Annotated in this window: 23 protein-coding genes and 2 pseudogenes; 17 read left to right on the forward strand and 8 right to left on the reverse strand. The window is 38.7% G+C overall.

Features of this window, described 5'->3' with window-relative positions; genetic code table 11:
- Positions 1-667 precede the first annotated feature (667 nt).
- Positions 668-1,183: a hypothetical protein gene (locus tag I2484_RS13995; protein WP_207151661.1), complete on the forward strand. Its 516-nt coding sequence runs from the start codon at positions 668-670 to the stop codon at positions 1,181-1,183.
- Between the two features lie 217 nt (positions 1,184-1,400).
- Here the strand turns inward: I2484_RS13995 and I2484_RS14000 are convergent, their stop codons facing one another.
- On the reverse strand, positions 1,401-2,306 hold the full coding sequence (locus I2484_RS14000; RefSeq protein ID WP_207151662.1) for an endonuclease: 906 nt from the start codon (positions 2,304-2,306) through the stop codon (positions 1,401-1,403).
- Positions 2,307-2,577: 271 nt separating this feature from the next.
- Here I2484_RS14000 and I2484_RS14005 point away from each other — a divergent pair, with 271 nt between their 5' ends.
- Together I2484_RS14005 and I2484_RS14010 are read left to right on the forward strand one after the other, a co-directional pair.
- The gene (locus I2484_RS14005; RefSeq protein ID WP_207151663.1) at positions 2,578-2,817 is read left to right on the forward strand and encodes a hypothetical protein; all 240 of its coding nucleotides are present in this window, start codon (positions 2,578-2,580) and stop codon (positions 2,815-2,817) included.
- Positions 2,818-3,040: 223 nt separating this feature from the next.
- On the forward strand, positions 3,041-3,610 hold the full coding sequence (locus I2484_RS14010; RefSeq protein ID WP_207151664.1) for a DUF6434 domain-containing protein: 570 nt from the start codon (positions 3,041-3,043) through the stop codon (positions 3,608-3,610).
- A gap of 3 nt (positions 3,611-3,613) precedes the next feature.
- Here the strand turns inward: I2484_RS14010 and I2484_RS14015 are convergent.
- From I2484_RS14015 to I2484_RS14030, 3 genes and pseudogenes are all read right to left on the reverse strand, one after another.
- Positions 3,614-4,620 (reverse strand): annotated as a pseudogene (locus I2484_RS14015) (IS1595 family transposase).
- Positions 4,621-5,072: 452 nt separating this feature from the next.
- Complete coding sequence (locus tag I2484_RS14025) at positions 5,073-5,324, reverse strand: hypothetical protein (protein WP_207151665.1); 252 nt, start codon at positions 5,322-5,324, stop codon at positions 5,073-5,075.
- Entirely contained in the window at positions 5,321-6,109 is a 789-nt protein-coding gene (locus I2484_RS14030; RefSeq protein WP_207151666.1) for a helix-turn-helix domain-containing protein, read from the reverse strand. The genes I2484_RS14025 and I2484_RS14030 overlap by 4 nt, the downstream gene beginning before the upstream one ends.
- Before the next feature lie 280 nt (positions 6,110-6,389).
- Here I2484_RS14030 and I2484_RS14035 point away from each other — a divergent pair, with 280 nt between their 5' ends.
- The 4 genes and pseudogenes from I2484_RS14035 to I2484_RS14050 all read left to right on the forward strand — a co-directional run bounded on the left by I2484_RS14035 (position 6,390) and on the right by I2484_RS14050 (position 8,729).
- Positions 6,390-6,527, forward strand: a complete 138-nt coding sequence (locus I2484_RS14035; protein ID WP_207151667.1) for a hypothetical protein — start codon at positions 6,390-6,392, stop codon at positions 6,525-6,527.
- On the forward strand, positions 6,524-7,264 hold the full coding sequence (locus I2484_RS14040; RefSeq protein WP_207151668.1) for a DUF3895 domain-containing protein: 741 nt from the start codon (positions 6,524-6,526) through the stop codon (positions 7,262-7,264). The genes I2484_RS14035 and I2484_RS14040 overlap by 4 nt, the downstream gene beginning before the upstream one ends.
- Positions 7,265-7,418: 154 nt before the next feature.
- Positions 7,419-7,765, forward strand: a pseudogene (locus tag I2484_RS14045) (hypothetical protein).
- Between the two features lie 238 nt (positions 7,766-8,003).
- Positions 8,004-8,729 (forward strand): Fic family protein, encoded by a 726-nt coding sequence (locus I2484_RS14050; protein WP_207151669.1) that lies wholly within the window; start codon positions 8,004-8,006, stop codon positions 8,727-8,729.
- A gap of 197 nt (positions 8,730-8,926) precedes the next feature.
- Here I2484_RS14050 and I2484_RS14055 read toward each other — a convergent pair whose 3' ends face one another.
- Positions 8,927-9,970: an IS30 family transposase gene (locus I2484_RS14055; RefSeq protein WP_481886411.1), complete on the reverse strand. Its 1,044-nt coding sequence runs from the start codon at positions 9,968-9,970 to the stop codon at positions 8,927-8,929.
- 320 nt (positions 9,971-10,290) lie between these two features.
- Here I2484_RS14055 and I2484_RS14060 point away from each other — a divergent pair, with 320 nt between their 5' ends.
- The 6 genes from I2484_RS14060 to I2484_RS14085 all read left to right on the forward strand — a co-directional run bounded on the left by I2484_RS14060 (position 10,291) and on the right by I2484_RS14085 (position 15,822).
- Positions 10,291-10,479 (forward strand): hypothetical protein, encoded by a 189-nt coding sequence (locus I2484_RS14060; protein ID WP_207151671.1) that lies wholly within the window; start codon positions 10,291-10,293, stop codon positions 10,477-10,479.
- A 375-nt stretch (positions 10,480-10,854) separates the two neighbouring features.
- On the forward strand, positions 10,855-11,163 hold the full coding sequence (locus I2484_RS14065) for a helix-turn-helix domain-containing protein (RefSeq protein ID WP_255551426.1): 309 nt from the start codon (positions 10,855-10,857) through the stop codon (positions 11,161-11,163).
- 13 nt (positions 11,164-11,176) lie between these two features.
- The gene (locus I2484_RS14070) at positions 11,177-11,944 is read left to right on the forward strand and encodes an ImmA/IrrE family metallo-endopeptidase (protein ID WP_207151673.1); all 768 of its coding nucleotides are present in this window, start codon (positions 11,177-11,179) and stop codon (positions 11,942-11,944) included.
- On the forward strand, positions 11,937-12,566 hold the full coding sequence (locus tag I2484_RS14075; RefSeq protein ID WP_207151674.1) for a hypothetical protein: 630 nt from the start codon (positions 11,937-11,939) through the stop codon (positions 12,564-12,566). The genes I2484_RS14070 and I2484_RS14075 overlap by 8 nt, the downstream gene beginning before the upstream one ends.
- Before the next feature lie 454 nt (positions 12,567-13,020).
- Positions 13,021-13,698 (forward strand): hypothetical protein, encoded by a 678-nt coding sequence (locus tag I2484_RS14080; RefSeq protein ID WP_207151675.1) that lies wholly within the window; start codon positions 13,021-13,023, stop codon positions 13,696-13,698.
- Positions 13,699-14,364: 666 nt separating this feature from the next.
- Positions 14,365-15,822, forward strand: a complete 1,458-nt coding sequence (locus tag I2484_RS14085) for a flagellin N-terminal helical domain-containing protein (RefSeq protein WP_207151676.1) — start codon at positions 14,365-14,367, stop codon at positions 15,820-15,822.
- A 375-nt stretch (positions 15,823-16,197) separates the two neighbouring features.
- Here I2484_RS14085 and I2484_RS14090 read toward each other — a convergent pair whose 3' ends face one another.
- Positions 16,198-16,845: an SDR family oxidoreductase gene (locus I2484_RS14090; RefSeq protein ID WP_207151677.1), complete on the reverse strand. Its 648-nt coding sequence runs from the start codon at positions 16,843-16,845 to the stop codon at positions 16,198-16,200.
- Positions 16,846-17,077: 232 nt separating this feature from the next.
- Between I2484_RS14090 and I2484_RS14095 the strand changes: the two genes are divergently transcribed.
- Positions 17,078-17,500, forward strand: a complete 423-nt coding sequence (locus tag I2484_RS14095) for a MarR family winged helix-turn-helix transcriptional regulator (protein ID WP_207151678.1) — start codon at positions 17,078-17,080, stop codon at positions 17,498-17,500.
- Between the two features lie 116 nt (positions 17,501-17,616).
- Positions 17,617-18,639: an NADH:flavin oxidoreductase/NADH oxidase gene (locus I2484_RS14100; RefSeq protein WP_207151679.1), complete on the forward strand. Its 1,023-nt coding sequence runs from the start codon at positions 17,617-17,619 to the stop codon at positions 18,637-18,639.
- 266 nt (positions 18,640-18,905) lie between these two features.
- On the opposite strand, the gene I2484_RS14105 is transcribed toward I2484_RS14100, so the two are convergent.
- Complete coding sequence (locus tag I2484_RS14105; RefSeq protein ID WP_207151680.1) at positions 18,906-19,871, reverse strand: S8 family peptidase; 966 nt, start codon at positions 19,869-19,871, stop codon at positions 18,906-18,908.
- Between the two features lie 2,051 nt (positions 19,872-21,922).
- On the opposite strand from I2484_RS14105, the gene I2484_RS14110 reads away from it, so the two are divergent.
- A complete protein-coding gene (locus I2484_RS14110) occupies positions 21,923-23,722 on the forward strand; it encodes a DNA/RNA non-specific endonuclease (RefSeq protein WP_207151681.1) in 1,800 nt (599 codons plus the stop codon).
- A gap of 81 nt (positions 23,723-23,803) precedes the next feature.
- Here I2484_RS14110 and I2484_RS14115 read toward each other — a convergent pair whose 3' ends face one another.
- Positions 23,804-25,795, reverse strand: a complete 1,992-nt coding sequence (locus I2484_RS14115) for a methyl-accepting chemotaxis protein (protein WP_207151682.1) — start codon at positions 25,793-25,795, stop codon at positions 23,804-23,806.
- 250 nt (positions 25,796-26,045) lie between these two features.
- On the opposite strand from I2484_RS14115, the gene flaG reads away from it, so the two are divergent.
- On the forward strand, positions 26,046-26,417 hold the full coding sequence (gene flaG, locus I2484_RS14120; RefSeq protein WP_207151683.1) for a flagellar protein FlaG: 372 nt from the start codon (positions 26,046-26,048) through the stop codon (positions 26,415-26,417).
- The last annotated feature ends 6 nt before the right edge of the window (positions 26,418-26,423 follow it).

Consider the following 26,423-nt stretch of genomic DNA (forward strand, 5'->3'; position numbering starts at 1 on the left):
ATAGGGAAGGCCTCTTTTCTAGGATTGGTTGTGGTGACTTAATTCTACCAAGAAAAGGTCTTCCTTTTTGCATTTATTCATTTACACAAGATATTTTACACTCTCAGTCCGAATAAAGAGGTCCACAGAACAGCGCATACAGTACTAAGCTGTAAGACGATCAAATCGCGGTTGGAATGTAGTACGAGTCAACTAAATAATGATGACGAAATCCATAGGTGAACAATGTCCATCAGCATAGCAAATCCAATGTGCCCGCCCCCTACTAAGAAATTAGAGAGTGAAGATATAGTCTATTATATGCTCGAAAGACATAGCGGCACAGCAGGCCGACCAACAACAAGGCGCACTTCAACTTCTGCGTTAATCTGGTTAAAAAAACGCGGGCCGAGAAATTCTGGCCGCGTTTTTTTCATAATTGAAATTAGTAATATTGTTTCATGACTATCTTAAATCAAGAATTGTGAATAATGAAATCGCTACTAAAAGGGGAATTCGTTTATTGTATTAAATGAAATTATAATTCTAGTTTGGCATTTTCAGTGGATTAAGAAAGGACGAAGTATTCGATAAAAATAGTTTTCAACTCAAATTATAATTATGAAAAATATAGAACTAAGGGATGAGCATAGATTTGTTTATAATAAATTTAACGGGGGGAAAGAGTGTGATGGAAATAGCGCATTTAGTTGTATCTATATGTGGAGTTATTGTTACTGGAGTATTTAGTTATTTTATTTGGCAAGCTAATAAACAATCCGCAAATGCAGCTGAAGGAGCAACAAGGGCGGCAGAAGAAAGTGCAAGCATTTCAAAAATGATGTTGGAGATGCAGGAGGAGCAAAAGCAGAATATCCGGCAACAACTCAAGAGAGATGTTATAAAGCAAATCAATGCTATTGAAAGAAACCTAAGTAATATGCTTTCTACTCAAAAATACTCAGAAATAATGAGTAGACTACCAGAGGAAATTAATATTACTAATCTGGAATTGGCAAATTACTTTTTGGAGGAAGAGATAGCGATTATATATAAAACTAGATCAACATACGAAACATATAGAAATGATTATTTTAAGAATGATATACCGAGTTTTTCAATGGATGAAAAATTCATACATGATAATAAAACTGTTTTAGAGCTAACTAGAGATGTCATTATTGCTTTAACTATCCATGGATGAATTTCGAATTAAAAAGCGATGTGCACCACGCAATTCAAACACAATTCTGAGTTGTTCCTTCCATGAAACTTTCATGTTTGCTGAAATTAACATGAAAGTTTCGTGCAGAAGCACCACACACTAAACTAACAAACAAACGAACAACCACGGGCGTACTTCAACTTCTACATTAATCTGCTTAACAAAACGCGGTCTGGGAAACTTCAGATTGCATTTTTCAGATACTAAAGCAATAGTTTGTTAGTTGACTAATCGTCAACCCAGTTTGCTGTCGAATTCTCGCAAGTGTTTGTCTATGATTTTCATCAATGATAATCTGGTAACTATTCGCGTTTTCTCTTTGCGCTAATAACGGATTGAATGTTGAAAAAGTAGTGTGGATACAGACCTCTTTCTTGGAATTGGCAAACAAGGTGTCTAGCTTATCCAGTTTCAGATTGATTTCAGACGTGGGCTTTAATAACTTGAAATTTGCCGGCAAGTAAATTGTAGTTCGCTTTGCAATCGGTCTGAGAGGTTGTGCAGGCAAAGCTTTTCTGTTCATTGATTCTTCCAACCAGGGTGAAACAAGGTAGAGGAAATAGATGATTTGAAACTGGTCATAGAGTAGAATACGATTTTGTCCGTCCATTACAAAACGCAGGTTGAATTTATCAAAAAGCAATCGAATCAACCGGTTATTTTCTTCGTTAGAAAAACTATCAGTCGATAAGATGATTTTATTAACAGTTCCGTTGACTACCTTTAAATGGCCATCATCCTGGTACCACCACGCCAATGCTCGTTCATCTAAATGCATTTCAATAAAGTCGAAAGGAAGGACCTTTCTCCCGTTTGGATACCATTTCTTATACAAATTCGTAATCACTTCATCTGTCCGTGATTGCACGATATAGCTTTCAGAATAGCCCTTTTTGATTCGCAAATCCATCACTTTCCGATAGGTCGGGGGAGATAGAGGTATGAAGTTTTTCAAGTGATCATAGCAGTATTCTGCCCATCCAACATCCTCTGTTCGGTGCATAAACTGAAAGCGAGGTTTTCTTCCGTCCTGCTTCGTAATGCAGCCGTCCCCCAACAACTTACCACAGATGTAATTATGAAATCTCCCTGATTCGTTCATCCTATAACCCACCTCCTAGATTGCAAACGTTTATTCCCATTGTATCAAATAACTAATTCAATAACTCATAATTGAACCGATATAAAAGGTATAAAAACGTAATACACTATAAAAAAAGTAGAGGCACGATTTAGCCTTGGTAGTAGCGTCTAACGCGATACTGATAAAGCGGCTGTGCCAATGAAATCTGTAAAACATCTAGCTATATAAGGCTACTAAAAATTCCAGTTTTTAATATGTCCTAAGTAGCTGCTAACTAGGAGGCAACAAGATGGACCATGCACAACAAGAACAGAAGAACCACCTGGAACAACAACTTCAATGGACTGTTGAACAGGTTCGGATCTTGGATGAGATGAACGTTAAGTTGCATGAAATGAAAAGGATAGCTGAGTACGCTTTGGCACATACACTTTCAGCAATTGAAATTGAGAGGTTGAATGGAGAACTGGATACATTGAAGACTGAATTCAGTTCTCTGGAACGACAGCTATATCCGATACTCCACTAATTACGGATGCTAGTAGGCCCTCATTTAAGCCTGAATAATTTCACATCAAATGCTGTGCAAGGAGGTATTCGGTGAATACACTGCAATTGCATAATAGTAAAGGCTGTTTTCGTAAAGTTTGTTGTTATTGGTTATTATTATTATTATTATTATTATTATTATTATTTTGATTTTCGAAACAATCGTTCTATAATGTGATTAAGTATATTTGGAGGTGATTTTGTTGAGACCTAATCTAACAAAAGATATTAGTGTCCAGAGTTTTAAAGATTTCTATTGGTTAAAAGAAGAATTGCAAGAATTTTGCAGAGAAAATGGAATTAGTGCTTCTGGTTCTAAAATAGAAATTTCAGATAGCATTGAAGCATATCTTCAAACAGGTGAGATAAAAAGACCTATAAGAAAATCAAGTATAATCAAAAATATAAAACCACAAGTAGATTTAAGTCTTAATACAGTCATTACAGAAAACCATAGTTGTAGTCAAGATGTGAGAGCCTTTTTTGAGACGGTTATTCCAAAATTTCATTTTTCAACGTATATCCAAAACTACTTTAAAAGTAATGTAGGAAAAACATATCGTGATGTTGTAGGTGCTTGGAATGAGGAAGAAGAACGAAAGAAAGACCCCACATTCAAGAAGAAAATTGCACCTCAATTTGAATACAATCAATTCACTCGTGACTTTTTTGCTGACCCGAAAAATCAAGGTAAAAGTCGTGCAGAAGCAATCGAAGCCTGGAATAAAACCAAGAAACTTCCTGGAAGCAACAAATATGAACCTAATAATTAACCTTTAAGGACATCTTAACATCTCTACTGTAAAGTGATTTGACTTTCGACAAGCAGAAACAAGCATTTTTTTGACTCGTTCTTGAATGCTATTTGTTTGCCTATTTCAAGCCAACGGAACCAGTAAAGGTAGTTATCCAGATATTTAGTGGCAACCCCTTGAAAACGCACCATCCAAGCCTTTCAACGATTGTGAAAGTTGTTGACGTGCTGTATGTGATAAATTCCTTTCTTAACACGTTGCTTTTGTCGTTCATTTACCGTTTCGTGTTTGAGTCCCTTTAGCTTGGCAAACTTCTTGTAGTTCGTAGCTGTATCTGTACACAGCAAGGCGGAAGGGTGAATGTATTCACCTATCACAGTGTCGATTTCTTCGGCTCTTGGGCGACCTCTACCCGCTATACGAGCTATTACGTTTCCAGTTCGGTCTTGTGCAACTACAACAGCAATTTTGAGGTTGGAAATCCCCCGTTTTTCGTCTTTCTCTCCACGTTTCTTCGCTATTCTATGGGTTATTTCATTACCTTTCATAGACTCCCGAAAAAATGTTTCGTCACTTTCAACGATGCCTTGTAGTTGATTAAAACCTTGGCTTCCCAATGCGTTCAAGATTTTATGTCTCCAGTAAAATGCCGTAGAGATATGAATTTGCAGGCGTTTAGCGATTTTCGGTAGTGTGAAGCCTTCTACCATCAGTTCGATGTATTGGACCCACTTCTCAGGATAATGTGAGCCCGAAAATGGCGTGTTAGTCATATCGTTAAACGATTTCCCGCAATCACTACATAGGTACCGTTGTCTTGAGCGATATTTGCCATTACGTTTGACTGATGTACTCCCACAATGCACGCAACCCAAACCAGAAGCAAAACGTGCTTCCCGAATGCTCTTGAGCAGTTTAGTAATTTTATCTGGTTCTTCAGGGAACAAATCCTGCTTCACTGCTTCAAACAACGCCAATTGCTCTGATTTGGTTAAATCGCTGAAGTCTTCATATACATCTGTCCACATACTTGAACGCCTCCTTAACCATATTGTATCAACCTTTTAACAGCCTGGTCTAAAAAGCAACAATCTATACGAAAACAGCCATAGTAAAAGTGGAATCAGATATTCATGTGAGAATCTTAGTACTCTGAATACGTATCAAGAGATGTGGATTGTTTGCCATTGAGTCATGCACAGCGTCACGTTACGCCTCCCCTTCGCTAAAGTCTAATTCGAGTGGCTTTGGCGAACTGCTATCAGGCAAGTCACTGACCCTCGATTCTTCCAAATAGTTCTCGAAATTCGTCGCATTGTATAACGTGGAAGGGAGTAAATACTTCTGCCAATGTGGATCATCCAGCTAATTCTTAGCCTTCGTGTCAAAGACCTTTTTGCAATCCGCTAACTGTGTACCATTCACTGAAACGCCCTTTCACCAATCGCGCAGTCGCCTTCGAAGACGCTTTAAATTGCTTCTAAGCTTTGTCATTCAAATAATCAATGACAGACACAACGTCGAGATCGTACTCGACAAGTTCTTTTTTAATACTCTTATACTCTTTGGTTATTGCTAGGTGCATTTTGCCTTCTCTAGAGGGTGCAATTTGCACTTCCTCTTGGGATGAATTTGCCGTTGTCGATGGCGCATATTGCACCGTCTTACAGTGCAGCTTTGTATGAACTTTTGGGTGTTTTCTGTTGCATTGGCACCCACACAATAATTTCATCGATGGAAAAACCCCTCAACGGCAACATCATAATCCATGAAAGCGTCGCTGAATAGAGCTTTTCCAATCAGTTCGCGCAAAACTCCTGAATAATAGCCGGGCAGATTCCGGACTTTTTTCGATTTGGTTGTTTGAATCGAAATACGAAGTGCTTGTATGGCTAATTGCTCGAAAAGCTCCCCTTTGTCTTCGTGAATGCCGAATTTTAACATTTGCAGGGACTGTTTTCGGTAGACGCCGTAAAAATTACGTGCTAATTTACTTGCTCCGATTGTTGAAGAAAGAAGCGTTTTCATTTTACCAAAAAGTGTTGTAGGCACAATTTCCGGAGGAGGCGTTCTTTTAAGGTCTTTAGTATTTATCGCTTTAGAAAGAAAAGCTTCGTTTTGCGGTTTAGCGGGTTCAACCTTACTGACAGTAGGCTTTTCATCACTCTTCGGCCTGTTCATTTTCGACTGGTCATTAGTAGGTTTAATGACGTAAATGTTGGCGCCTAGACCGCTCATGACAGGGCGGATATAGTGAATGCGTTCGATGATTTCGAGCTTTTCTAATTTGCGAATGGCGCGTCGTACAGTTGCGTTGGATTTCTTAATGGCCTTTTCAATTGTTTCGTGTTTCAAATGTGCAGCACCGTATTTGAAGGAGTAACGACGGATCATATCAAGAACAGTCCGCTCTGTTTGGTTCATAGCATTCCAATTTGTGAGTACATGTTGTCTTGTTGCTGCGTCTAAATCGTTTTTGTTTGTGAAGTGTGCGTACTCAGAAAGGTAAGTTGTCATAAAGAATATCCCCTTTATTCTTTATATAGAAGAAAGTTGAGGTTTAGGGGACAATTATGTGAAAAAAGTTTTTCATGCGACAATTCGGGGAAATGATAATTGCATAGAAAAGAAGGCAACCTTTTGAAATAGTTTTTTCACTGTTGTTTTAATTTCAGTTATTAACAAATGAATTTATTGAAAATGATGAATTATTGATAATTTGGCAGTGGGTTATATCTTAACTATTGGTATAGTTAAAATATAATAAAATTAAACTATACTGGGGGGTGTGGAATTAATGGAAGTTGCATTAGTTACAGAAGAATTAACTGAAGTACAAATGAAAATGCTTTTGGGTTTCCAAAAGAAAAAGAAAATAGAAGCTTTTCAACTGGCTCTTGCTGAGTATCGTGATGCAATCGGTGAGTGGATATGACTAATTTTCAAGATGCAGGTCCTAGGTGGAGGGAGATTGGTGCATTAAAGTGTGATTGCGGAAAAGTTCTACGCTATCAATACACAGTGACTAATCGCTTAACCGCAGAGATACATAACTTTGGCATTCATCATCTGCAGGCGGAAACCGGGTTTTCTGATCAAGCGATTCGGGGAATAGGGAAGTATTTGAATGCTGCAGATCGTGAGATTGAAGAAGTTGAACAAAGACTTAAAGAAAACTGGCGTCTAACTTTTGAAATACCAGAGTCTTTGGAGCTACCTGACGAATTGCGAAGTACACTCAATGACGGATTGCCACTATCGAAGCGAGGAGAAGAACAACTAATCCGTCGTGTAAATGAAGCGCAACGGCAAGAATGGAGAAGTTTGCCCCCACAAAGAATGCCTATTTCAGAATATGAAAGGACATCGATAAACCTTTTCGGGGAATTGGATTTTACTAATGATACAAGACCAATCGGCCCTTTCGATTTGAAAGAATCGGAGAAAGCATTTGTCATTGGGATGCTAGAGAGTGGTTGCAGTAGCAGTATGGTAATCGCTGAGGAATTGCACAATGCAGGACACTCAACTGAGCGTTTTTTAACAGGACGAACGAAACTGTATCCCTTATGTGTATTTTATATGGATATCCTAGTTGAAGATGGACGAGCAGTCTTACTTCAAGATTTTGGTCTACAAGATCGAATGTATACGTTAGCAGAAATCAAATAATTGAAGGATCTCTTTTTACAAAGGAGCTGAAAAGAGAATTTTTATGGATTTTCTGGAAATCAACTACTAGCGACTATACTTGGATACTCAATGAATATAGCTACTACTCTCACTTCGGATAATGAGAATAGTAGGAGAAATAGGAGGGGTTTTAATGACAACACATATTCGAGTTAATCCGCTATCAGCTATGGAAGTGAGAAAAGGGAAAACTTCATATTTTGATGGGGGACTTCTCCAATACATTGGATGGAGCGTTCTAGGAACACTAGTTACTGTATGTACTTTAGGAATTTGTTATCCTTGGTCAATCACAATGATTTATGGTTGGAAAATAAATCATACAGTCATTGAAGGAAGACGTATGCAGTTCAATGGATCGGCAGTCGGCTTATTTGGCAATTGGATTAAATGGTGGTTCTTCACTCTCATCACACTAGGGATTTATGGGTTATTAAATTAGAAGATTGGAAAGCTCGAAATACTGTATTTGTGAACTAGTGTTAGATATCTGTGCGCTGATTACTCTAAAATATACTACAATTATATTAAGTGAAAATGGAAACCAGCCAAGTTCGTAAATGGCTGGTTATTTCCAGTCTATTCAAGGTGAGATATGAACCGTCAACATGGTATCTTCCACAGGTGTTTTTGAGAAAGTATGTACTTATACGTGGTATGATTGGAGAAAGAAAAAGACTCTAGTCATGCAAATACACTATGAAAAGGAGGCACGGATATGTTTCAGGAAATCGATCGTAAAAAACAATTACTGGAAGGAAAACGTCCTTTGCCGACCTATACGTTGAAGAGTTTAAGGGAGAAGTTGCTACTTGAGTGGACGTATAACTCGAACGCGATAGAAGGAAACACTTTGACACTAAAAGAAACAAAAGTCGTTCTCGAAGGGATTACAGTCGGCGGTAAAACAATGCGGGAGCATCTTGAAGTGATTAACCATCGGGATGCGATACTATATGTAGAAGAAATAGTAGCGAATAATGAGTCGTTTTCCGAATGGCAAATTAAGAACTTACATAGGCTCATATTAAAAGGAATTGACGATGCATACGCGGGCAGATACCGCGACCAGCAAGTCTATATCTCGGGTGCAGAACATGTCCCGCCTGAACCGTTCCTCATAAAAGAGAAGATGGAAGAACTTATATCTTTGCATGATGGCGAGGCGGAGTCTTTGCATCCGATTGAGCGTGCTGCTAGGCTGCATATCATTTTCGTTGGCATTCATCCATTCATCGACGGAAACGGCCGGGCATCTAGATTATTACTCAATTTAGACTTAATGAAAGATGGGTTCCCTCCAATTGTCATCAAGACAGAAAACCGGCTATCTTATTATGATGCTCTGGACAAAGCGCATACTACGGGTATATACGACGATTTCATTGAATTGGTTAAAAGTGAAGTGGAACATACGTTGGATTGGTACTTATCAATGGTGTAATTATATCGTGTGCGTTAATTTTCGCGTCCACTGTGCATGACGTTATTACGTTAATTCACTACAATCGTATAATAATACAATTGGTAAATTGCAACAATAAGTTAGCCACCTAGATAAAATCCAGTGTATATATGAATGGAGACTATTTCCCCCTACCCTTAAAAAGCTGTTTTGACCTTGAACTTATATCTGAAATACTAAGCTAATTTAGCTAACTCTTGTTCAAAAAGAACTGCTGGTTGTTGATAGTCCAGAATCCTTCTCGGCAAATTATTTAACGTCCGATAAATCCGTTGGATAGCTTCTGTTGAGTAATCAGAAATCGCCTTTCCTTTAGGAATATATCTTCTGAGAAGACCGTTGTGGCGCTCATTTGAACCTCTTTCATATGGAGCGTAGGGGCGTGCGAAATAGACATCTGTGACATCTTTTAAACTCGCTTCTAGGTTGGAAAACTCACTCCCATTATCAGAGGTAATTGTCTTAAATACTTGTGGGAACAGTTCACCAAAATCTTGTTGTAATTGGTTCATAGTGTAGTCAACTGAATCATGATCTTGATCGTCAAGTAGGATAGCATAATAGTTTCTTGTTTTACGTTCAACAAGCGTCAGTAATGCATTATCATCTGACTTTTTTCCTTCAACGGTATCAATTTCCCAGTGACCGAATTCAGCTCTATCTTCAACTTCAAGAGGACGTTCAGCGATACTTGTCCCCAAAACACGACGGTTTTTCCGGACGCGTTTGGTCTTCGTATTTAGTCTTGTTTTCATCGGCAAGTCAATGTTTCGAACGCTTAATAAGTCCAAATCGATATAGTTATAAAGGGTTTTCATGGACACCGTTGGCTTGTCTTTCCAATCCGTTTGTGTGGAGGTAAAGCCAACTACAGCATCAGGGGACCAGCCATCATTAACGATCTTTTCACAAGCAAAATCAATAAATTCAGTAGCCACAAGCAGCTTACATTTGGCGCCGCAGTTCATTCTGTTTCGTTCATACACGGTCTGTCCTGTTTCAGCGAAATAAGCTGTGTATGGTGTACGGCCCGTCTTAAGTTGCATCGTTGTTCCACGCTTGAGTTCATTGGCAATCGTTTGGTGAACACGGCCTAAACGTCTAGCGATGTCTCGATTGGAGTGGCCTGCCTTGTGTAGCGCAGCAATTTGACCACGTTCAAAAGGAGATAGGTGTTTATTTTTACGGTTTTGTATGGTATTCTCGGTGTGTGCCATTATAAAACTTCCTCTCATTGTTAGTCTCGCAACTTCAATGATACACGAAATTTTATAATGGCATTTTTTTGTTTTAATTTAACTGGCTAACTTGATTGTACAACTAGCCTAATAATACAATTTAATCATTCAATTACACTTATATCTGAATCTTTTTGTATATTTACTTGGGTGTGTGAATTTCTTTGCTTAGTGTCTTACACATGAACCTTTTTAATTAAAGTGGATTCGACATATTGTTGTATTTACTTATACAAAATTAGAGAAAAAGAGGGGAATTCACTTTAATTGTAGAAATAAGCTATAAAAGGTGGTGATACATTATGTATAAATTTATTGTCAATACAGGTCCTAATAAAGAGGTACACCGAACTGTGGACACAATTGGGGAGTGTAATATTAATTTAATTTCAACTAATAATCGACTAGACACGGATAAAGATTATACTGTCCTTTTTCCGACTGAATATGATGGCTGCGAGCATTGTTACGAGGAAAAGCATTGGAAATGACGTCGTGAAGAATGTTTAGTTAATAAAACGGCTCTGGATTGGTCTGTAAGGTGAGTGGTAGACTGATTGCAGAGTTGTTATAACAAATACCTTTTAACATCCCCTAATTGAACAGATATAACAGGTATGGAAACGTCACAAGTGAAAATTTATTGACTCACTCGTGCAATTATATACTTTGATTATTTTCTGTACTTTGAAAATGGCAGATATCTATTCCGACATTGAAATTGAATTATTTTTGCAAATCGCTCCGTTATTTTGTATACTTAGGAGTGTTAAAAGAAAGGGGAGGATCTTATGTCTACGATATTGGACGCAATCCGTACGTACCCCACCGCTCGTCCGAAATATACACGGTATGAGTTGGGAAGTATGTTGAAAAAAGAACGTATTTCAAGGGGACTAACTATTCCTGAAGCCGCCACTAACATTGGTATAGATTTATCGTTATGGGAAAGTATTGAAAATGGATCAAGAGCCCTAAATACTAAAAGTTTTGCTTTAATTGGCTTGGTCTTAAACATGACACAAGAAGAGTTACTTGCCGAAGAGAACGATGACTTGGGTATGATTGCTTTTCGCACTACTAATAAGGGAAATGCAGAAATAATAAAAACGATTGAAATGGCTAATTTAATCTTTGACGAAATTATTATGCAAGAGAAAATAGGAGTAAGGTAAAAGAGGTGTTCTTTTGGCGCAGAATAGAAGCATAACGACAGAGCGAAAAGTTGAATTATATAAAGAAGTAATCCCAATCGCGGAGAAATTCAGGCAAAGTTATCTTGATGGTGATTCACCCATCAAAGATACGTTTGAAACAATGGAGCGATTGGGTTTTTTTGTAGTAAGGTTTCCAGCACACAATGACCTTTCCGGATTCCACATAAATAAAGCAGGCTTCGATTGTGTTTTTATTAATAGTGCACATACACTTGGAAGGCAGTATTTCTCCGCTTGGCATGAGTGCTATCATGCATATACAGGCGAGGGTGGTGGGGTAAGTCTTCAAGGAGCAGCCGAACACGATGAAATGGAACAAAAAGCAGATTTTTTTGCAGGTTGTATTCTTATGCCAGAAAATCAGATAGAGAATTATTTACAGGAAAATAGATTAAGTAATTTAAAATACATAAAAATTGATGAACTAATAATGATGCAAAATCATTTTAGGGTTAGTTATGCATCGTTATTAACAAGATTGGTCAATCTATATCCTCATTATAGAAATGATTTATCAACTAGATGGGCTATTGGCGGTTTAAAACAAAAAGAGCGGATGCTCCAAATTATTAATCGTCTTGCGATGGACGAGCAATTGGTACAACCGACAAATGACTTTTCTGTACCAAAAAGTTTTTATCATAAGCTCCAGCAAAACTTAGAAGATGATCGAATATCAACTAGTGGCGTTCAAGAGATTTTTGTATTAATTGAAAGCATAAGTAAAGCTTATGAATGAAAATTTTTTGGAATATCCGATATGTGACACTGATATTTGGGTCTGTCTTTGTTTAAGTGAATTCCATCATAGAGTAATTAAAAATCATGGGAAACTAGTTTTTGCCGATGTAGTTGAGCAGGAAATAGTGAAGTGGGAAGATGGAGTGGGGAAATATAGGTTTATCTCGACAATATTCCGAGAGTATAAAAAGGAAGGACAAATTCTAGTTATTAATCATGAGGACCACTTGAGCTTAGGGGAGCGAAAAGTACTTGAACGAACGTTGAAAGAATTGAGATTTTCCCATGGACTAAGAAATGTTCCGCATGAAAAGGACAAAGGTGAATTTGTATCAGCATTGTATGCGGATCATTTTAGCATACCTTTCATGAAAACCAACGATAATAGTTTTCAAGAAGGTGGGAGAGGAAAAAAAGAATTTCCTGACCTAGAAATAAAGAATTGGTATGATATTGTGGAGGAGCATGGCTATGATCAAGAAGAGAGAATTAGAGTGCGGAAATTAGTTCAGGAGGAACAAGAAATAATGGGACGGTTGTTTGAAGGACACAAAGAAGAAAAGAGTAAAGCTGAAATGATTGCCAAACTAGTTGCACTGAAAAATAATCAACGATTATAAAAGGGATACTAGTATTGGCCGCCAATCAATCACAAGGCACACCTCAACTTCTACGTTTATCCGGTTAATCATACACGGCCTTGGGAATCCACGGTCGCATTTTTACTTTAATTTTAATGTCGCGTACCCACTAGCGTTGCATAGCAGTAAGGTAATGTGAAAATGAAGAATTGGGTTCGAAAATAAAGTTAAATTAATACGGAAAAAAGGGTCAGACATCTAGGAGTGTTTCTGACTTTTTTGTATTTTCACCCATATGTGTGGATCTTTTGTCGTTGTATCTTGCACAGGCACGGGTCGCTCATGTTTTTTTGAGTTTGTTCTCAAATACGCACCACATTCAACGTCTGTGTTCCAAATATAAGAAATTTATCAGTTATTACTAAAAAAGTCCTTAATTTGACCGATAACTATATTAGGTACAATTACTTATTAATTTAGATGGGGTGAAAAGATGGGGTTTTTGAAGGGATTAGGTTCATTTGTTGGAGAAGTGGCAGGAGGAATTGTAGGGGGAACGGTAAATGTAATAGGGGAATTGACGGGAAGCGAATTTATCGAGGAGATCGGAGACGGCATTAAGAAAGCATCTTCATTTGCTGGCGAAAAGCTTGGCGAAGCGGCTAGCGGTACATGGGATGTTGCGGCTGGAATCATTACTCAAGATGAGCAGCAGCTAAATGCTGGATTGGGTGATATGGGCAAGGCAGTAGGTGATACTGCAAAAGCAGCCGTTCACACAATTTTTAATGTGGCTGAAAATGGAGTGAACGTCGTAGGTGGGATAGTAGATGGAGACACCAGCCGTCTGAAGGATGGTGCTAAAGGATTAGTTAAATTTTCGGTCGTAACTGGATTGGCGTTTGGGATGATTGATTTAATAGATGGGGCAGATGGTGAATCGCAAACTATTGGTTCTGATCATTCTGCAAGTGTAACGACAGACGCTGGTTTATCAACGACTGCAAGCGAAGTGACGTTGGTGGATAATCCGAATAGCCATCACGTGGAGCCACACTGGAGGAGCTTACCAAACGGAACTCAAATTTGGGTTGATGGTGATGGGGATACATCAGTACATACGGATGGAGGATGGACACAATCTAATCCTGGTTTTAGGGTGAAGGGATAAGAAAGGGTTACTTTTAAAAAGAGAGTGTGTATAGAAGTATCTGCTGAGTGAAGATATTTCATTACATACTAATGCAATGAAATATGTGATATATACGAGTTTTAATGAGAAACAGTAATGGAGGATTATGATATGTACAACTCGGCATTAATGTTAATGCTGCATTCAAAGGTCCAATGATTTATGGGGTTATCCGTCCAAGGCTTGATGACTGTACTGTCATTAGAGCCTATAGATAGGGAAAACGCCACCTATTTATGTATAAGCATTCAAAGTGGTTATACAGAAGACATCCCCCAAAAAATATGATTAACATATCAGATTATCGAATAATTTAAAAGTTTGAAACAGGGGTTTTCAGTTACCAGTACAAAATAAGTGCCTTGCCCTTGCTGCGGAGAGCTAGAATATAGAGTTATTTGTAGCCAAATACGATAGGGATCAATTCATGTTGGGGTAATTTTTCCGGAAATATTGGTTTTTTAACTTACCAACAAACCACTTACAATAATTGGCATTATTTACTTATATTTGAATACTTTGGCGTTTGTTAAAATAACTAGTGATATAATAGCAACAAAGGATTGAATAAGGCTTTTGAAGAGTGAGTAAAGTTGTGTTAAATACCATTTATATAGACTAATATAACCGTTGAGGTGAGAACATATGCGTATTAATCATAGTAATTCAGCTCTTAATACATATAATAAGTACCAAAATGCGAATGCAAGTGTTCAAAACTCTTATTCAAAATTATCATCAGGCCTACGAATAAACCAAGCAGCTGATGATGCAGCTGGAAGTGCAATTGCCGAGAAAATGAAAGCGCAAATAAGAGGACTTCAAAAAGCAGAACTTAATATTAAAGATGGGATATCTTTATTACAAACAGCAGAAGCTGCGCTAGGACAAATACAAAATCCAAATCTAATCAGAATTAGAGAGCTAATCATTCAAGGGTCGAATGATACATTAAGTACGCAAGATAAGAAAATGGTGCAACAAGAAATAGATGAAATTAAACGTTCAATAGATGACATTGTTGAATATACAGAATTTAATACGCTGAAGGTTCTTCGTCCCCCTGTAATAGATAAACCTCCAGGATCTTCGCTAGGAATGACGGATATTGTATTCCTCATCGATTCTACAGGGAGTATGGGAACTGCCATTAGTAATGTGAAGAAAAATATCGATTCGTTTGTTAACTCCATATCCACTGCAGGTATTAATATTCAAATTGGACTTGTTGACTATAAAGATGAATCACCAACAGACGGGGGAATTAAATCTGTTGTTTATCCTTTCACCTCTAATGTAGATGATTTTAAAATTTATTTGGATGAGTTGGTAGCTAATGGCGGTGGGGATTTTCCGGAATCAGGTTTGGAAGCAATACATGAGGCACTAAAATATCCCTTTAGGGAATCAGCTTCCAAGAATTTCATCCTTATAACAGATGCTATGGTTCATGATAATGATGATGGGGACGGCGGGGATGGGAAATCCATTTATGATATAGAGGAAATAGCCAAACGGTTATCAGTAGCAACTATTAAATTAAATGTTATTGGTCCAAAAGATAGTATTACAAAAGATCAATTAGAGCGTCTGTCCATCCCAACTAATGGGTTATATTTAGATATTAGCAGCGAGTTTTCAGATGAACTGAAACAGCTAGTCGAAGTAATTATAGAGGATAGTGGAAGTTCGAACGAAGATGACAAAATGTTCCCATTGAATATTCAAGTAGGCCCGAATGAGGGGCACCAAATAACAATACCCTTATACGATTGCAGAATGGATAAACTTGGACTTGGGTATCTATTAGTTGATCCATACAGTGAAGCAATGAACTCACTAGAACAAATTGATACTGTTTCAAAATTGATAAGTTCACGAAGGTCGGAGTATGGATCCTATCAAAACCGTTTAGAACATGCACTTCAAAATGTCCAAAATTATGAAGTGAATTTAACGAGTGCACTTTCTAGAGTGGAAGATGTAGATGTTGCAAAAGAAACCATACAACTAAAAAAACACCAACTATTATTACAAACATCCCAAACAATGATTACCCAAGTTAATCAAATGAACCAGGGAATAGTAGAATTATTAAAGTGATTTTTAACGTCAAATATCTGCTGTGCATCATATTCATGAAAAGTAGTTGGAAATAAATAAAACCATTGTTTTCAGGGGATAGGAGAAGTGCCAATCATATAAATTTAGGGAGCCATTGAATGTCGCTATACTGCAAATCCACTACAACTGTTTTATAAAATGAAGGGACAGGCGTCTAGACAGAGATCTAACCCTTTTGTATGTCTATTCGTTTGTGTGAATTGGTCATTGTTATGTCTTACATAACTACGGGTCACTAAGATAGACAAACATTGGATTATAGTAAATAAAAAAGCTTGTAGAGATAAGTAAATACTTTCTCTACAAGCATCCTCAATCGCTATTCAAAGGCCATCGGTTCTTTACGTAAATCTTTTAGTTGTAGATTTCACTGATTGGAGAATCACCTTCAAGCAGTGTTACTATTTTTCCATAAGCTGCTTTATTATCTATGGTTGTCTTTATTACGTGAGCTACATCTTCACGTGGAATTTTGGATGAATTATGTCCGGCTGGGTTTGTGGTGACGTTGCCGGTTCCTTCCTTATCAGAGAGCGCACCTGGTCTCAGTATCGTAAAGTTCAGTGAACTTTCTTTGATAATGCGATCTGCGTAATGTTTTGCAATAAAGTAAGGTTTCATTGCTTCTACTGTCCAGTATTCCGGCTCATCGGCGTGCATCGTACTTACCATGATGAACTGTTGTACACCGACTTTTTCTGCTGCTTTAACAGACTTTGCTGCCCCATCTAAATCAATCATGATTGTTTTGTCCGGTCCAGTACTACCTCCAGACCCCGCTGTAAATACAACCACGTCTGCTCCAGATAGTGTCTCTGCAATCGTATCCACGTCGTCTTCCAGATTAAAGTAAGCTGGTTTTACACCCTTTTCTTCAAAGAAGGGAAACTGTTCTTCGTTTCTCAATCCGACTGTCACATCATGCTCGTTGGTCTCGTTTAAGATCGTAACTAACTTTTTACCAATTTTACCGTTAGCTCCGATTATGAATACTTTACTCATACCAATCCCTCATTTCTTTATAATTCATGTAAGGTTCCTGCATAAAAGCGAGATGATTCGTACAACAATATACACATCCCCTTTATTGTTTTCAATTATGACAAGCATAAGAGGCAGATTCAAACTATATGCTTGCTGCATGCATATGGTTTGAATTGAGTATAACGCATGATTAGTCTATAATTAAGTTTGAAGTACGGAATTATTTGATTTAGAATAGGTGGAATAGTATATGACAACTAATCATGATTTTATGGATTACTGGTTATCGATAGACTCTATACAAAATAAAGTGAAGAAAGAATTGGAAAACGTGCTGCAGGCTGAGTACGGTCTATCCCTAAAAGAGTTCTACGTGCTTTATCATCTTTCCTTGGCTCCTGACAAGAAACTGAGATTACAGCAATTGCAAGAGATGATTGGATTGAGTCAGAGTGCACTTTCCAGATTAGTGGGTAATATGGAAGCGAAGAGCTGCGGTGCTTTAGAAAAGCATGTTTGTACAGATGATCGTAGAGGTACCTATACTCAGCTTACAAACCTAGGTGAGCAAAAGCTGCAAAAAAGTCTAGTCTCTTTCCGTGAAATACTAAGAGTACAGCTGTCTGCTATTGATGTTGAAGGATTAACGAAACAATTAGTAGAAAAGCTATAAAACTCCATGGTCTATCGAAGTGCTCAATAGAAGCACTTTGATTTGACAAGGAGAATAGATAGCATTAATATACATGTATGTGTAATGCATATAGTTTAAACGAGGGAGTTTTTGCAATGCAAGATTTGTTTAGTCCATTCAAAATAAAGAATTTGGAGTTAAAAAACCGAGTTGTCATGCCACCGATGTGTCAATATTCCGTTGAAAAGAAAGATGGCGTTGCCAATGACTGGCATTATTTGCATTATGTCAACAGGGCAATCGGTGGGGCTGGTTTTATCATGATTGAAATGACGGATGTCGAGCCTGACGGAAGAATTTCGGATTATGATTTGGGTTTATGGTCTGACGATCAAATACCTGCCTTGGCGAAGATAGTGGAAGCTTGTCATCGCTATGGAGCTAAGGTTGGGATTCAGATTGCACATGCTGGTCGTAAAGCAGAAGATGCAATTGTGCCCGTAGCGCCTTCTGCAATACCATTCGACGAGAAGTCCAAAACACCAAGAGCGCTTACAACAGATGAAGTAAAAGATATGGTGGAGAAGTTCCGTAAAGCGGTAAGACGCGCGGTTGAGGCTGGATTTGATTCAATTGAAATCCATGGAGCACATGGTTACCTAATTCATCAATTTCATTCCCCACTTACAAATAAAAGGGAAGATGAATATGGACAGGATCTGACCAAGTTTGGCCGCGAAATCATTCAAGCAGCTAAAGAGGAAATGCCTGCCGATATGCCACTAATGATGCGTATCTCTGCAAAGGAATATGTAGAAGGCGGCTATGGAATAAACGAAAGCATTGAGTTTGCTCGCGTTTATCAGGAAGCTGGAGTGGATATGTTTGACGTCTCTTCTGGTGGTGAGGGTCAAATCGCAGCTTGGGGGAGACCTGGAACGCATGTAGCTTACCAAGTACCGTTAGCTAGACAAATCAAAGAAGCGCTTCAGATTCCAGTCATGGCTGTCGGTAGATTGGATGATCCACATCTAGCCAATGCAATCATCGGGAATGAAGAAGCAGACCTGATTGCAGTTGGTAGAGGCATGCTGAGAAATCCTTACTGGACATTGGAAGCTGCTAAGCAATTGAGAAAAGAAACAACAGTGCCGACACAGTACTTAGCAGGATTTTAATTAAAAACGAATAAAGGAAAGTATCAACACTGACATACAAAAGCCCTTGGAATAGTTTCCTTGGGCTTTTGTTGTTCCTTCAATAAGGTTTAAATAATTGAAAGTGAAATGTTTTACGTTTCTATTCACATATGTGAATGGTTCGTCGTCGTATCATGCACAGGTATGGTTTTTAAATTTGGATAATAAAACGCGGCCCGGAAATTCCGGACCGCGTTTTGATTACAGACGTCTGAAAAAATACTAGAGCACCCCTTTTATTCAAATCACTGCGAACTCAAAACCAACTTTTTACTTTCTTTCTCAAATACATTCGTCAAGTGTTCAAGCACCGTCAAATAAACAAGTCCATTACCTTCAAGTTTCGGTGAGAATCCTAGAGGAACGGTCCTTTTAATTAGCTGGGCGTAGAGCTCTGGCTCTGAAAGTTCTCGACCGAAGCTGTTGTTGACCAATCCTTTGATGAGGGCTAGCGCTCCGGAAACATGGGGGGCAGCCATTGACGTTCCGCTTAATGTTGCAAATTTCCCGTTTAAATAGGTAGAGAGGATCTTTTCACCCGGAGCAACTAGATCGATTTCATTATGAGAATTGGTAAAATCGGAAGGGCTCCGTTCAAGATTTATAGCACCTACACTAATGACTTCGTTATAACAGCCTGGAAAGGCGAATTCGTCGGTTGAATCATCACCGTCACCCTCGTTTCCGGCGGCACAAACTACAAGAATATTAGTAGCTAGGGCTTTTTTAATCGCTTCATGAAGTTCTGGCAGATCAGTTGGTCCGCCTAGCGACATAGAGATGATATCCGCTTTTTGTTCAATGGCATAATTGATTCCAGCGATAATCCAGTCATATTGACCGGAGCCTTTTCTATTCAATACCTTTACAATAAGCAAACTTGCTTCAGGAGCTACTCCGACTACGCCCTTATCGTTCTTTTGTGCAGCAATCGTTCCAGCGACGTGAGTGCCGTGTCCATTGTAATCGAGGTAAATATCGGGATTGCTTCCATCGTCGTCCGTAAAGTTCCGACCGCCTATAATCTGATTTTGTAAATCGGGGTGGCTACTATCGCATCCAGTATCTAAGATCGCAACCGTAATACCTTTCCCTTTAGTTTCCTTCCAAATTGCGGGGGCTTGAATTAATTCCACGCCAGGTGGAACTTCATTGACCTCTGTCACTTGAAAAATTACTTCGTATGGAATTACATGAACAATGTTCTCCATTTTATACCTCCTCCTAGGATTAGAAATCTAATTAAAAAGGGATTTTATCAGTATTTAGTCACTGTTGCGGTGAAGATAGTAAACTAGTTGTTTCTATTTGTAGTGCTTGTTACATACTATAATTGAACGGAACCAACTGAGTGAGCCGTAATAGGTCCAATATGCGCAACCACAATCTATCATTAATAACTAAGTATGAAGAAATCTAGACATGGTTATTAATCTAGCAGAAAAGCATTGCACTTCCGACGGCAAGTCATCATAATATAAAAAATGAGACATAGAATAAAAAAGGACTGGGCGTTTGAGCACTCAGTCCTACACTAGTAAACTGTAAGACAAAATCATGGTCGATATTGCGCAACGTACGATGGTGTAACTGGTTGAGCAGAAAAAGTTTTTGGCCGAGAAGAAAGAAGTAATTGTCCACACGTCTGCCGATGGGGGGCGGTTACTCCTTTCTTGATAAGAAAAAGATAACTGACAACGACACCGACATAAAAGCAATCCATCCACCAGATAGTGTCATGAGTAAGCTTAGTATTTCGTATGTTGTCACTGGTTTTCACCTCCTTTCAATCGGAAGTGCTCAACAATCGGTCATGCACTTTCCGTAACTGAATTGAAATCTAGATGCAGTTACTGTAGGGGTAAAAAATTATAGAGTTAGCCCTACTATTATGTATATGTACAATCAATATGTATATGCTGAATTTTTACAGGAAATGCCGGAAAATTTCTGGGGACTAGCCTTTATACTTTGTGAAGGGGAGATTTATCTCTTTTTGATTGCCACCTAAATTCCAGTTATATCATTTGAGCGACATAAAGATAACTTCCGCTTTATATTCAATACTTTTACACGAAGTAGACTTGCTTCAGCAGCTACTCCTATTACGCCTTTATCGTTCTGCCGTGCAGCAATGGTTCAGGGAACGTATAGTTCATATACATTATAAACCAAGGAAAATTATGGGTGTCCCCTAATGTGAATTGTATCATGACCTGATTATTCAGTCTATTAAATAATGAGTAAATTGAATAAACGATTCGGAAGTCTTATTTAAAAGGAAAGTTGTTTAGCGCATAATTACTAGTGCAGCAGAGATACTAAAAGAGTTTTTTTCTATTAGTAGGACTTGTTACATGTTATACGTGCATATTGCTTAACGATTGAGTCTGAGTAAGTCCTAAATACACATGCTACTGAAAATGAATTGAGTCAAGTTTAATTGGTGATTAATGTCTCAGTATGAAGGTGTCTGGGGCAACAAATGCTTGTAGGAGTGAGTTATTGCGCTCCTATTGGTCATTCATTATATAAATGTAAACGAGACATACAATAAAAAATAAACAAGTAATTGAACATTCAGTCCTAAGATGGTAGACTAGAAGATGTACTAATGGTCGATATTGCATATCGTCCGACTGTGTAAATAGTTGGATAGAAAATGCATGTGGCCGAGAAGAAAAAAGTAATTGTCCACACGTCTGCCGATGGGGGGGCAGTTACTTTTTCTTGTTAAGGAATAGATGGCTGACAACGACACCGTCATTAAAGCAATTCATTAACCAGATTGTTAGGTGAACAAGCTTAGTAGTACGTATGTTGTCATAGGTTTTCACATTCATTCATTTGGAAGTGCGTAACTGTCTGCCATATCTTATGCATAAATAAACCGGAATCAAGATACAGCTTATATAGGAAAGTAAAATGAAAAACGTTTTGGACAGAAAAATGTCCAAAACGTTTTTTGAATTTCTTAAAACCTTTAATCACTCATAAGGACCAGATAAAAGGAATGAAAACAGGTTTCGAATGGCTAAAGTCATATAGTGGATTATTATTGGTTTAAAAGTTTCTTGAAATACACTGGAAAAGTAACTTTTTAAAAAACGGTAAAAGTGTTAGAATAATCACAACTGTAAGATAATGTTTAATTTAGACTTCTGGATACGTGTATAAATTTAGCGGGGGAGCCGAAGCGGATTCAAAGTAAATCTTCACTTCAACTTGGATAGCTCGATTAACTAATTTAGGGAGGATAAACATGTCGATTAAACGACTGGATGAGTTTCAAAGTCTAACTATGGATCTTGTAGATTTGCAACAACAACAAGCATTGAAGCGTTACATCGCTCGTTCTAGTGAACGTGAACGAATTGCTAGTGAACTGCAAACTAAAAATCCTTTTGAAGTAGATACGCCTGAGCGAGTCGCATCCCGTAAAGCGATTATTGATCCACGTGATGGACTTGCTATAGAACGTATTATTGGCCAAAATGATTTATTTCCAATTTCATATCTTGAAGCAGGACGACAAGCAGCCAATCCTGTTTGTAGAATCGAGATCCGCGATCGTTTAGGCAGAGTTCTCGGACATGCTACAGGCTTTCTTGTCTCACCATCATTATTGCTTACAAATAATCATGTTTTGGAGAATTACAATACGGCTCAGTTCAGTGTTGCGCAATTTAACTATGAAGTTGATCTTGACTTAAATGATAGGCCGATGAAAAGCTTTCGATTAACACCTGAGCGTTTCTTTATAACGGATCAGAAGCTCGATTTCACATTAGTCGCGATAGAGGAAGTGTCTGCTGATGGCACAAAAGTAAGCGATTTTGGGTTCTTGCCACTCATCTCGCAAACGGGCAAAGGGTTGGTTGGCGAATGTGTATCAATTATTCAACATCCTTCGGGTGCCCCCAAAGCTATAGCAATCAGAGAAAATCAAATTATGGATGTATTTGAAGATTATATTCACTACTCAACAGATACTATGCCCGGATCCTCAGGTTCACCAGTCTATAATGACGAATGGATTGTAGTTTCCCTCCACCATGCAGGCGTTCCAGATCCAAAGAATCGGTCTGAATTTATTGCTAATGAAGGGATTCGCATAAGCAGTATTATCCAGTTTGTCGTGGAGCAAGGCAGTAGCTTGACTAATGGTCAAAAATTGTTATTGTATGACATCGTGAAGGGGTGGGATGTCCCCGATTATCCCCCTGAAGAGATGGAAGTCCAGAGGTTAAGCGATTCCTGGTATGAATCATCGAGAGGTTATGACACTCAATTTCTTGGTGATGATTATGAAGTACAACACCCGATATTCCCGTCTGATCTTGAACAGGATATTGCCCAGTTAAAAGACGGAAGCAATGTGCTCCATTATACGCATTTTTCAATTGTCATGAGCAAGTCACGCCGTTTAGCCTATTATACGGTGGTGAATATTGACGGCAATCAATTGATACAGATGGGACGTAATGACAAATGGTATCTCGATCCCCGCATTGAAACAGAGTACCAGTGCGGCCCTGAATTATATAAAAATAATTCGCTTGATCGTGGACATCTTGTCCGTCGGCGTGATCCTGTTTGGGGAGATTCTGCAAAAAAGGCAAATGAGGATACGTTCCATTTTACAAATTGTGCTCCTCAGGATAGTAAGTTGAATCAAAAAAGTTGGCTGGATCTGGAGAATTATATTTTGGACAATGCCGAAAACTCGAACCTTAAAGTGACAGTGTTTACTGGACCCGTTTTTCGGAAGGATGACATTATTTACAGGGGCGTTCAGATACCGGCAGAGTTTTGGAAAATAGCCGTCATTGTTAAGAAAGATGGAAATTTATCTGCAACTGCTTATTTACAAACTCAAAAAAATCTTATTGATGATTTGGAATTTGTTTACGGTGACTATAAAACCTATCAAGTACCCATTTCAAAAATTGAGGCGATTACGGGTCTTGATTTTGAAGATTTACGTAATTACGATCCGCTCAATCAAGTAGAATCGGCAATAGGCTATGTCATTGATGGATCCGGGGATATAAAAGTTTGAAGTTGTTTTATAAAGTCCACTGAGAAATTAGTGGAAATGAAAACCACTTAGGGCAAAATAGCCTAAGTGGTTTTCCAATTCTTACACCTTAAACCGATGAACCGCCAAACTCAATTCCTCACTCAACTCCGTCAACGTCTCCGCTGCATCAGTTACAGATTGAATCGCACGAAGCTGTTCGTCTGTTGAAGCACTTACTTCTTCACAGGCTGCGGCTGTTTCTTGTGAAGTTGCCGCCATTGTTTGGATTGTTTCAGCGACGTCATCTTTATGTGTCGCGACTTTCTGGATTTCTTCGTACACTGCGTCGATTGAATCTTGCATGTCAGACATCAATGTTGAAATTTCACCGAAAGTGATTTCCGTGTCGGTTACGACTGTGCCTTGACGTTGGAAGTTCTCACGCGTTTCGTTCATTTGCTCGGACACGAGCCTAGATTCTGTTTGAAGTTCCTGGACTGTCACTTTTACTTCTTCTGTTGAACGGGCCGATTGTTCTGCGAGTTTACGAACTTCATCCGCAACGACCGCGAATCCTTTGCCATGTTCGCCAGCGCGTGCTGCCTCGATGCTGGCGTTAAGTGCGAGTAGATTCGTTTGAGATGAAATTTGAGTGATGGTTTCCATGACACCGCCGATTGCATTCACTTTACTTTCAAGTGTACCAATCACTTCGGACATGGACTGTAAATTGGTTTCCCAGTCGTTAAAGGACAGTTTCAACTCTTGCATTTGACCTTGACCACTCGTATTCATTTCACCGGCCTTTGTTGCGATGTCAGACATCACGCCGGCTTTCGTTGTGATTTCGTTAATTTGTTGCCCTAGAAGATAGGACTTTTCAGTTACGATTTCAGCATCCTCAGCAGATTTGGACGCGCCATGTGCAATTTCAGTTACTGCGTGCGCAACTTCTTCGCCCGATGCATTCGTTTCTTCCGCGACTGCGCTTAAACTTTCGGAGCTTGCCCGGACGTTCGATGCAGAGCCGTTGACGACGGTAATGATGGCGTTCATGTTATCGATCATAATATTGAAGTTATCACTAAGTTCTCCGATTTCATCATTTGTTTTGATGTCGGAACGAACGGTCAAATCACCTTCTGAAACAGAATCCATTAGTGATTTTAACTTGACAATCGGTTTGATGGTCCGGCTGATTACGAAGTAGAGTACGACAAAAATAACTAGAAGTGTGGCAAAAGCAACAAGTAACATCGAGTTGCGTAAGTCGCTTGCAATCTGATTAATATTCTTTTTATCATAGATAGCACCAATCTTCCAACCGAAATTTGGAATTGTGGAGTATACATTCACTTTAGAGATACTTTCGTATTCATAGTCAATCGAGCCTTGTTCCTTACCGTCTTGGTACATTTCCGCGATGAAAGGCAGGTTCATAAGATTTTCGCCTTGCAATGTAGGGTGTACAATTGCTGTCCCTTCTGTATCAAATACGACAGGGTAGCCTTTATAGCCAACTTCACTGGATGAAATTTTCTCACTAAGTGTCATGAGTTGCAAATCGATTCCTACCACTCCAATGAGTTTACCACCCGCATTTACAGCTATTGAAGCGGTGATTACATAATCTCCTGTTGCTTTGTCGATATAGGGTGTGGACCACTGGACTTCACTAGGATGTGCGGCAGCGTTTGAGTACCAGTCACGTGTAGTGGGATCGTAATCAGGACCAAGATCTTCATACGGAAAATTGATATGGTGATCGGGATTCGAGAAGTAAACTATTAGTGCATCACTGTACAAATCTAAGAATCCTGAGAGCTCCTTATTAAGAGTGTCAAGAAACTCTTTTGGTTCTGCACTATCTTCGAGAGCAAAGTTAGTAATTGAACTAGAAGTCGACAATTGTGCCAGACCTTTGCCGTATTGTCCAAGGAGGTTCTCAATTGCAAAACCCATTTCATTAATGAGCGCACCGTTTGAACTAACAACATTCTCTTCGGTTCTATTTTTTGCCTGCGTACTGCTGATGACGGTCATAATGGAGATTCCGATAAGAAATAGCACCATAACTGTCATAATTATTTTTGTTCGGATGGATTTGAACATATATCTAGCACCTTCGCTTTCTCTTACATTAAATGAACTACTCTATAGTCTTCGGCAATTATTCTTATTTATTTAGCTAGTAGATGAAATAAACTTAAGTGAATAGTAGTGTTATCCTATTTTCATCCAAACGAGTAAACATGACTTTGTTGTAAATTCAATACTTTTTATTGCCAATTTGCTCAACTTCCTATTGGGCTTGCCGATATAAATCATAATGAATGTTGTTAAGTACAGGGAGGTTTGGCGAATGGTAAGTCGTATGGGTGGCGGAGCCGTAGTGAATCAAGCGAATGTATTAGCAGAAAAAATGGCACCGGACACGGAAATCGCGGTGGTGCAAGTGCAAGCGATTCAGGAGAAAGTGCAGCAGAAAGCCGACAATGAAAAACAATTGCCAGCTGACAAGGCAAAGCAAGTGACTGACAGCATGAACACGTTTTTAGAAAGTGCGAATACACAATTGCGATTCAAGTTTCATGAGAAGCTCAACGAATACTATGTGACGATCGTCGATTCGACAACGGACGAAGTCATACGGGAAATCCCGTCCAAAAAACTACTGGACATCCATGCGGCAATGCGTGAGTTCGTCGGCTTGCTTGTCGACCGGAAAATTTAAGGAAGG

It is taken from the genome of Sporosarcina sp. E16_8, from assembly GCF_017347095.1.
Classification (GTDB): domain Bacteria; phylum Bacillota; class Bacilli; order Bacillales_A; family Planococcaceae; genus Sporosarcina.